Raw genomic sequence first — 8,793 nt, 5'->3', positions numbered from 1 at the left:
GCAGGAAGGTGTTGGCGTTCCATTCCTGGTCGTTGATCATCTTGGCGACGCTTTCGCCCTTGATGGTGGCGAAGCGGTAGTCGGCATACATCGTGGGCGAGTGGTTGCCCCAGACGGTGAGCTTCTCGATGTCGGCCACCGGCTTGCCGGTCTTGGCGGCGAGCTGGCTGGCGGCGCGGTTGTGGTCCAGGCGCAGCATGGCGGTGAAGTTCTTGCGCGGCAGGTCGGGGGCGCTCTTCATCGCGATGTAGGCGTTGGTGTTGGCCGGGTTGCCGACCACCAGCACCTTGACGTTACGGCTCGCCACGGCGTTGAGGGCCTTGCCCTGGGCCGTGAAGATGGCGCCGTTGACGGCCAGCAGCTCGGCACGCTCCATGCCCGGGCCGCGCGGACGCGAACCCACCAGCAGCGCGTAGTCGGCGTCCTTGAAGGCGGTCATCGGGTCGCCGTGGGCTTCCATGCCGGCCAGCAGTGGGAAGGCGCAGTCGTCGAGCTCCATCATCACGCCCTTGAGCGCCTTCTGGGCCTTCTCGTCGGGGATCTCGAGCAGTTGCAGGATGACCGGCTGGTCCTTGCCCAGCATTTCGCCGGAGGCGATGCGGAACAGCAGGGCGTAACCGATTTGGCCAGCGGCACCGGTGACGGCAACGCGAACAGGCTTTTTGCTCATGGGATAACTCCAGGAAATGATTACAACGGTGCACGGCCGCGGAGTGCGGCCACGAGGTCGGGCCGGGACATGAGGCCCGGCCTTTTGGCCGTCTTCGATTTTATGCCGATTTGGGCTTTCGGTGGCGCCTGTCTTATGTCTTATATAAGATGTCGCCCGAAGCACCCTCGCGGTGCACCCCCGAAACCCCCATGGCCACCTCCCCCCTCACTGTCGCCGAGCCCTCCACGCCGTCGTTCAGTCCGCTCTACCAGCAGATCAAGTCGCTGATCCTGCAGAGCCTTCATGCCGGCGAATGGAAGCCCGGCGAACCGATCCCGAGCGAGATCGATCTGGCGGCCCGCTTCCGGGTCAGCCAGGGCACGGTGCGCAAGGCGATCGACGAACTGTCGGCCGAGAACCTCGTGGTTCGGCGCCAGGGCAAGGGCACCTTCGTCGCGACCCATGCCGAGCAGCATGTGCAATACCGCTTCCTGAAGCTGGTGCCCGACAGCGGCGACGTCGACAGCGAAGGCCCGGCCGAGCGCGAGATCGTCGACTGCAAGCGCCAGCGCGCCTCCGCCGATGTCTCCCGCGCGCTGGCCTTGCGCACCGGCGACGCCGTGCTGCAGGTGCGGCGCGTGCTGGCATATCGCGGCACGCCGACCATCCTCGAGGAACTCTGGCTGCCCGGCGCGCCGTTCAAGGGCCTGACCGCGGAGCGGCTGACCGCCTGGCACGGGCCGATGTACGCGCTCTTCGAGACCGAATTCGGCGTCCGCATGGTGCGCGCCGAGGAAAAGATCCGCGCCGTGCTGCCCGATTCCTCCCAGGCGGCGCTGCTGGCGGTCGACACCTCGACCCCGCTCCTGAGCGTCGAGCGCGTCGCCTACACCTACCACGACACGCCGATGGAGCTGCGCCGCGGGCTCTACCGCACCGACACCCACCACTATCGAAACGACCTCGGCTGAGAGCGCCCGGCCCGCGCAGCATCCGACCATCGCAGTGCGATGAGCGGGCGCGAAAGCCGCGGGATGGTGCATTGCAATAGAATTTTGAGTTGTTTGCTTTTCGCCGAATAACAAGTAGCCCCTCGTAAAACCCGAAAGCCCCCATGACAGAGCTGGCCACCCCACCCCGACAACCGCGGCGAGAGTTCCGCAACATCAACCCTCTTACCGACCTGACCACCTATCGGTTGCCGCCGGCGGGCATCGTGTCGATCCTGCATCGCATCAGCGGCGCGCTGATGTTCCTGCTGCTGCCCTTCATCATCTGGATGTTCGACACCTCGGTGTCCTCCGAGATTTCCTTCGCCCGCTTCAAGGCCGCCTTCAACAGCGGCCTTGGCTTCGTTCCGGGCTGGTTCATCAAGCTCGTGGCACTGGCGCTGATCTGGGCCTACCTGCACCACTTCATCGCCGGTCTGCGCCACCTCTACATGGACGTGAACCATCACGCGGTGGACAAGAAGTCGGGCAACAGCACCGCCCTCGCCACGCTGGCCCTGAGCATCCTGCTGACCGTGGTGCTTGGCGCCAAGCTGTTCGGCCTGTACTGATTTTTTGCGGGTCAGATCTTCAGCTCTGACCCCAAACTGACTAGGAACTGAAATGTCTGTGAACTACGGCTCCAAGCGCATCGTCGTCGGCGCGCACTACGGATTGCGCGACTGGCTCAGCCAGCGCATCACCGGCGCCCTGATGGCGCTCTTCACCGTCATCCTGCTGGCGCAGCTGATCTTCACCCGCGGCCCGATCGGCTACGACCTGTGGGCCGGCATCTTCGCCGCCCAGTGGATGAAGGTGCTCACCTTCGTGGTGATCACCTCGCTGCTCTATCACGTCTGGGTCGGCATGCGTGACGTCTGGATGGACTATGTCCAGGCGGTCGGCATCCGCCTGCTGTGCCAAGTTTTCACCATCGTCTGGCTTGTGGGTTGCGCGGGTTGGGCCATTCAAGTGCTCTGGAGGCTGTAACCCCATGTCTTACACAAAAGAACAAATCACCACGCGCAAGTTCGACGTTGTCATCGTCGGCGCCGGCGGCTCCGGCATGCGCGCCTCGCTGCAACTGGCGCGCGCCGGCCTCAACGTGGCGGTGCTCTCGAAGGTGTTCCCGACCCGCTCGCACACCGTCGCGGCCCAGGGCGGCGTCGGCGCCTCGCTCGGCAACATGAGCGAGGACAACTGGCACTACCACTTCTACGACACGATCAAGGGCTCCGACTGGCTCGGCGACCAGGACGCGATCGAGTTCATGTGCCGCGAAGCGCCCAAGGTGGTCTACGAGCTCGAACACTTCGGCATGCCTTTCGACCGCAATCCGGACGGCACGATCTACCAGCGTCCGTTCGGCGGCCACACCGCCAACTACGGCGAGAAGCCGGTGCAGCGCGCCTGCGCCGCGGCCGACCGCACCGGCCACGCGATGCTGCACACGCTCTACCAGAAGAACGTCGAGGCACGCACCCAGTTCTTCGTCGAGTGGATGGCGCTCGACCTGATCCGCGACAGCGAAGGCGATGTCGTCGGCGTCACCGCGCTCGAGATGGAAACCGGCGACCTGCACATTCTGCAGGCCAAGACCGTGCTGCTGGCCACCGGCGGCGCAGGCCGCATCTTCGCGGCCTCGACCAACGCCTTCATCAACACCGGCGACGGCCTCGGCATGGCCGCCCGTTCGGGCATCCCGCTGCAGGACATGGAGTTCTGGCAGTTCCACCCAACCGGCGTGGYCGGCGCCGGCGTGCTGCTGACCGAAGGCTGCCGCGGCGAAGGCGCGATCCTGCTGAACAGCAACGGCGAGCGCTTCATGGAGCGCTATGCACCGACCCTGAAGGACCTGGCGCCGCGCGACTTCGTCTCGCGCTCGATGGACCAGGAAATCAAGGAAGGCCGCGGCTGCGGTCCCAACAAGGACTACGTGCTGCTGAAGCTCGACCACCTCGGTGCCGAGACCATCCACAAGCGCCTGCCCTCCGTGTACGAGATCGGCGTCAACTTCGCCAACGTCGACATCACCAAGGAGCCGATCCCGGTGGTGCCSACCATCCACTACCAGATGGGCGGCATCCCGACCAACATCAACGGCCAGGTCGTGATCCAGAAGGGCGAGGAGAACAGCGCCGTGGTCAACGGCCTGTACGCGGTCGGCGAATGCTCCTGCGTCAGCGTCCATGGCGCCAACCGGCTGGGCACCAACTCGCTGCTCGACCTGCTGGTATTCGGCCGCGCCGCCGGCAACCACATCGTCGAATTCAATGACAAGCTGAGGGAGCACAAGCCGCTGCCGGCCGATGCCGCCGACCGCACGCTGGAGCGCCTGAACCAGCTCGAGGCCTCGACCTCGGGCGAGTACGCGCAGGACGTCGCCAACGAGATCCGCTCGGTGATGCAGCAGCACGCCGCCGTGTTCCGCAAGCAGGCCTCGATGGATGAAGGCGTGCAGAAAATCGCCGATGTGCGCAAGCGCGTCGCCGCGGTCACGCTCAAGGACAAGTCGCGGATCTTCAACACCGCGCGCATCGAAGCGCTGGAAGTCGACAATCTGATCGAAGTGGCGCAGGCCACGATGGTCTCGGCCGCCGCCCGCAAGGAATGCCGCGGCGCCCATACGGTCGAGGACTACGAGCGCCCGGCCGACGATCCGGTCGCCCCGCTCGGCCGCGACGACGCCAACTGGATGAAGCACACGCTCTGGTACAGCCAGGACAACCGCCTCTCCTACAAGCCGGTCAAGCTGCAGCCGCTGACGGTGGCCTCGGTGCCGCCCAAGGTACGGACATTCTGAGAACTTGCGGGACAGACCGCAGTGGCGCGCCGCGCCACAAGCTCTGTCCCCAACTGATTAAAGGTATCCCACGATGAAGCGCACATTCCAGATCTACCGCTACGACCCGGACAAGGACGCCAAGCCCTACATGCAGACCGTCGAGATCGAACTCGACGGCCACGAGCGCATGCTGCTCGACGCCCTGATGAAGCTCAAGGCGCAGGATCCGTCGCTGTCGTTCCGCCGCTCCTGCCGCGAAGGCGTCTGCGGCTCCGACGCGATGAATATCAACGGCAAGAACGGTCTGGCCTGCCTGACCAACATGCTGACGCTCAAGGGCACGATCGTGCTCAAGCCGCTGCCCGGCCTGCCGGTGATCCGCGACCTGATCGTCGACATGACGCAGTTCTTCAAGCAGTACAACTCGATCAAGCCGTACCTGCAGAACGACACCGTGCCGCCCGAGAAGGAGCGCCTGCAGTCGCCCGAGGAGCGCGACGAACTCAACGGCCTGTACGAGTGCATCCTGTGCGCGAGCTGCTCGACCAGCTGCCCGAGCTTCTGGTGGAACCCCGACAAGTTCGTCGGTCCGGCCGGCCTGCTGCAGGCCTACCGCTTCATCGCCGACAGCCGCGACGAGGCCACCGGCGAACGGCTCGACAATCTCGAGGACCCGTACCGGCTGTTCCGCTGCCACTCGATCATGAATTGCGTCGACGTCTGCCCGAAGAACCTCAATCCGACCCGGGCGATCGGCAAGATCAAGGAACTGATGGTGCGTCGCACCATCTAGACCTGGCGAACACGATGCAAGCCACCGACGACCTCTCCGAGCCGATCAGCGAGCGCGCGCTGAGCAAGCTCAAATGGCGCTGCCGGCGCGGCTTGCTCGAGAACGACCTGTTCATTGCCCGCTTCTTCGAACGGCACGAGGCAAGCCTGACCCGCGGGCAGGCACAGGCACTGGAGACATTGATGGACCTGTCGGACAACGATCTGCTCGACCTCCTGCTCGCGCGAAAGGAGCCCGAGCCCGGCTGGGCCGGGGCCGAGGTGGTCGAACTGCTGCGGCTGATGCGCAGCGACGGTGCGCAATCCCTATCTTCCTGATCCATTCTTTGAAAGACACTCGAAATGAAAGCATCCGAGAACAAGGCCACACTGTCGTTCAGCAACGGCGGACAGAACGTTGAGCTACCGATCTACAAGGGCACCCTCGGCCCGGACGTGATCGACATCCGCAAGCTCTACGCCCAGACGGGCATGTTCACCTACGACCCGGGCTTCATGTCGACGGCCTCCTGCGAATCGGCCATCACCTACATCGACGGCGACAAGGGCGAGCTGCTGTACCGCGGCTATCCGATCGAGCAGTTGGCGACCAACTGCGACTTCCTCGAGACCTGCCACCTGCTGCTCTACGGCGAACTGCCCGACCAAACCAAGAAGACCAGCTTCACCAAGCTCGTGACCAACCACACGATGGTCAACGAGCAGATGCAGTTCTTCCTGCGCGGCTTCCGCCGCGATGCCCACCCGATGGCCATCATGACCGGCCTGGTCGGCGCGCTGTCGGCCTTCTATCACGACAGCACGGACATCAACAATCCGAAGCACCGCGAGATCGCCGCGATTCGCCTGATCGCCAAGATGCCGACCCTGGTGGCCATGGCCTACAAGTACACCGTGGGCCAGCCCTACATGTACCCGAAGAACGACCTGAGTTACGCGGGCAACTTCCTGCATATGATGTTCGCGACGCCCTGCGAGGAGTACAAGGTGAGCCCGGTGCTCGAACGCGCGCTCGACCGCATCTTCATCCTCCATGCCGACCACGAGCAGAACGCATCGACTTCGACCGTGCGCCTGTGCGGCTCGTCGGGCACCAACCCGTTCGCGGCGATCGCGGCCGGCGTGGCCTGCCTCTGGGGCCCGGCCCACGGCGGCGCCAACGAAGCGGCGCTCAACATGCTCTACGACATCCAGAAGGCCGGCGGCGTCGAGAAGATCGGCGAGTTCATCAAGCAGGTCAAGGACAAGAACTCCAACGTCAAGCTGATGGGTTTCGGGCATCGGGTCTACAAGAACTACGACCCGCGCGCCAAGCTGATGCAGGAAACCTGCAAGGAAGTGCTGGGCGAACTGGGCCTGGAAAACGACCCGCTGTTCAAGCTCGCGATGGCGCTCGAGAAGATCGCCCTCGAAGACGAGTACTTCGTCTCGCGCAAGCTCTACCCGAACGTCGACTTCTACTCGGGCATCGTGCAGCGCGCGATCGGCATTCCGGTGCCGCTCTTTACCGCCATCTTCGCGCTGGCGCGCACGGTCGGCTGGATCGCCCAGCTCAACGAGATGATCGGCGACCCCGACTACAAGATCGGCCGTCCGCGCCAGCTCTTCGAAGGCTCGGCCAAGCGCGACGTCAAGCCGATCGCCCAGCGCTGATTGCCGAACGGCCCTCACCCAGGAAAGCTGCCCACGGGCAGCTTTTTTGCGTCTTGGCTGACACGGCGGCCCGGGTGGACCGAATAGCGTCGGCTCCTCATCCAAACGAAGGAGTTCCACCATGAAGAAGCTTGCAGCGCTGATCACCGTCGCCTTTGCCTTCGCCGTGCCGCTGGCCGGTTGCAACACAATGAAGGGTGCCGGCCAGGACATCCAGAAGGGCGGCCAGAAGATGGAAGACGCCGCCCAGAAGAAGCAATAACCGGGTCCGCGGCGCTCATCGCGCCGCGGCATCGAAGCCATCGTCGATCACGATGGCTTCTTGCATGAAACTGAGGGAAAATTCGGGCTTCCATCTCTGAACGAGATGCCAAAGCCCCGATGACCTCCTCTGAACGCAGCTTCGCCCGCCGCATCGACCTGACGTCGCTGCAGTTGTTCGTGGCCGTCTGCGAACTCGGCAGCATCGGTCGCGCGGCGGAGCGCGAGTTCATCGCGGCGTCGGCCATCAGCAAGCGGCTGTCCGACCTCGAAGCCACCCTCGGCACGCCCCTGCTTTATCGCCACGCCCGCGGCGTCGACCTGACGCCGGCTGGCGAAAGCCTGCTTCACCATGCGCGCTCGGTGCTCTACAGCCTTGAGAAGATGCAGGGCGAGCTCAGCGAATATGCCGACGGCGTGCGCGGCCATGTGCGGGTGCACGCCAACATCTCCGCCATCGTGCAGTTCCTGCCCGAGGACCTCGGCGCCTTCACGCGCGAGCACGACGCRATCAAGATCGACCTCGAGGAACACCTGAGCAGCGAGGTCGTGCGGGCCGTCCAAGAGGGCGCCGCCGACCTCGGCGTCTGCCACCTGGCCGAAGGCAGCGCCGAACTGCAGAGCCTGCCCTACCGCGACGACGCGCTGGCACTGATCGTGCCGGCGGGGCACCCCCTTGCGTCCGTCCGCGCCATCGATTTCATCGACTCGCTCGACTTCGACCATGTCGGGCTGCACACCAACAGCTCGATCTACGTCGCCATGCACCAGGCCGCGCTGGCCACCAACCGCAGCATCCGCCTGCGCATCCACGTGACGGGCCTCGACGCGATGTGCCGGATGATCGAGAACGGACTCGGCGTCGGCGTGATGCCGTTGCGCGCCTTCGAGCTGATGCAGGGCGGCATTGGCCGCGGCTTGAGCTCCGTGGCGCTCAAGGACCCCTGGGCCGCGCGCCAGATCCGGCTCATCGCGCGCGACTTCTCGACCCTGCCGGTCGCTGCCCGCACGCTGGTCAAGCACCTGCACACACCCGCTGACGCGACCCCCGCGCAGCGCGCCGCATAAGACAATCACCTCCCCACGAAAGAGACCCATGGCACGCACGCTCTACGACAGACTCTGGGACGAACACGTCGTCCACACCGAGGAAGACGGCACCGCGATCCTCTACATCGATCGCCACCTGGTGCACGAAGTGACCAGCCCGCAAGCCTTCGAAGGGCTGCGCGAGGCCGGCCGCAAGCTGTGGCGCATCAGCTCGGTGGTGGCCACGGCCGACCACAACACGCCGACCACCCACTGGGAGCTCGGCTACGACGGCATCACCGACCCGGTCAGCAAGGAACAGATCACCACGCTGGACAGCAACATCAAGGAGTTCGGCGCCGCCGCCTTCTTCCCGTTTCTGAGCAAGCGCCAGGGCATCGTGCACGTGATCGGCCCGGAAACGGGCGCCACGCTGCCCGGCATGACCGTGGTCTGCGGCGACTCGCACACCTCGACCCACGGCGCCTTCGGCGCGCTGGCGCACGGCATCGGCACCAGCGAGGTCGAGCACGTGATGGCGACCCAGACCCTGCTCGCCAAGAAGGCCAAGAACCTGCTCGTGAAGGTCGAGGGCAAGCTACCGCTGGGCTGCACCGCCAAGGACATCGTGC

Annotated in this window: 11 protein-coding genes; 10 read left to right on the top strand and 1 reads right to left on the bottom strand. The window is 64.9% G+C overall.

Annotated features, from left to right (window positions below; translation table 11 throughout):
* A partial coding sequence (locus AC1DY5_RS31430; RefSeq protein ID WP_478117839.1) for a malate dehydrogenase occupies positions 1–670 on the bottom strand: 670 nt, incomplete at its 3' end.
* A 191-nt stretch (positions 671–861) separates the two neighbouring features.
* On the opposite strand from AC1DY5_RS31430, the gene AC1DY5_RS31425 reads away from it, so the two are divergent.
* From AC1DY5_RS31425 to AC1DY5_RS31380, 10 genes are all read left to right on the top strand, one after another.
* Positions 862–1,623, top strand: coding sequence for a GntR family transcriptional regulator (locus AC1DY5_RS31425; protein WP_478117837.1), 762 nt, complete (start codon positions 862–864; stop codon positions 1,621–1,623).
* 143 nt (positions 1,624–1,766) lie between these two features.
* A complete protein-coding gene (gene sdhC / locus AC1DY5_RS31420; protein ID WP_478117835.1) occupies positions 1,767–2,213 on the top strand; it encodes a succinate dehydrogenase, cytochrome b556 subunit in 447 nt (148 codons plus the stop codon).
* A 52-nt stretch (positions 2,214–2,265) separates the two neighbouring features.
* Positions 2,266–2,631, top strand: coding sequence for a succinate dehydrogenase, hydrophobic membrane anchor protein (gene sdhD, locus AC1DY5_RS31415; RefSeq protein ID WP_478117833.1), 366 nt, complete (start codon positions 2,266–2,268; stop codon positions 2,629–2,631).
* A 4-nt stretch (positions 2,632–2,635) separates the two neighbouring features.
* On the top strand, positions 2,636–4,444 hold the full coding sequence (sdhA, locus tag AC1DY5_RS31410; RefSeq protein WP_478117831.1) for a succinate dehydrogenase flavoprotein subunit: 1,809 nt from the start codon (positions 2,636–2,638) through the stop codon (positions 4,442–4,444).
* Between the two features lie 73 nt (positions 4,445–4,517).
* On the top strand, positions 4,518–5,219 hold the full coding sequence (locus AC1DY5_RS31405; RefSeq protein WP_478117829.1) for a succinate dehydrogenase iron-sulfur subunit: 702 nt from the start codon (positions 4,518–4,520) through the stop codon (positions 5,217–5,219).
* Positions 5,220–5,233: 14 nt separating this feature from the next.
* Positions 5,234–5,536 (top strand): FAD assembly factor SdhE, encoded by a 303-nt coding sequence (locus AC1DY5_RS31400; protein WP_478117828.1) that lies wholly within the window; start codon positions 5,234–5,236, stop codon positions 5,534–5,536.
* A gap of 24 nt (positions 5,537–5,560) precedes the next feature.
* The gene (gene gltA / locus AC1DY5_RS31395) at positions 5,561–6,871 is read left to right on the top strand and encodes a citrate synthase (protein ID WP_478117826.1); all 1,311 of its coding nucleotides are present in this window, start codon (positions 5,561–5,563) and stop codon (positions 6,869–6,871) included.
* A 121-nt stretch (positions 6,872–6,992) separates the two neighbouring features.
* Positions 6,993–7,133 (top strand): entericidin A/B family lipoprotein, encoded by a 141-nt coding sequence (locus tag AC1DY5_RS31390; protein WP_478117824.1) that lies wholly within the window; start codon positions 6,993–6,995, stop codon positions 7,131–7,133.
* Between the two features lie 119 nt (positions 7,134–7,252).
* On the top strand, positions 7,253–8,200 hold the full coding sequence (locus AC1DY5_RS31385) for a LysR substrate-binding domain-containing protein (RefSeq protein WP_478117823.1): 948 nt from the start codon (positions 7,253–7,255) through the stop codon (positions 8,198–8,200).
* Positions 8,201–8,228: 28 nt separating this feature from the next.
* Positions 8,229–8,793, top strand: a 565-nt coding sequence (locus AC1DY5_RS31380) for an aconitase family protein (protein ID WP_478117821.1), incomplete at its 3' end; no start/stop codon positions are given.

It is taken from the genome of Variovorax sp. P4_D9, from assembly GCF_056401695.1.
Note: the sequence above shows the minus strand (reverse complement) of the source record. Positions and strands in the feature narration are given on the sequence as shown.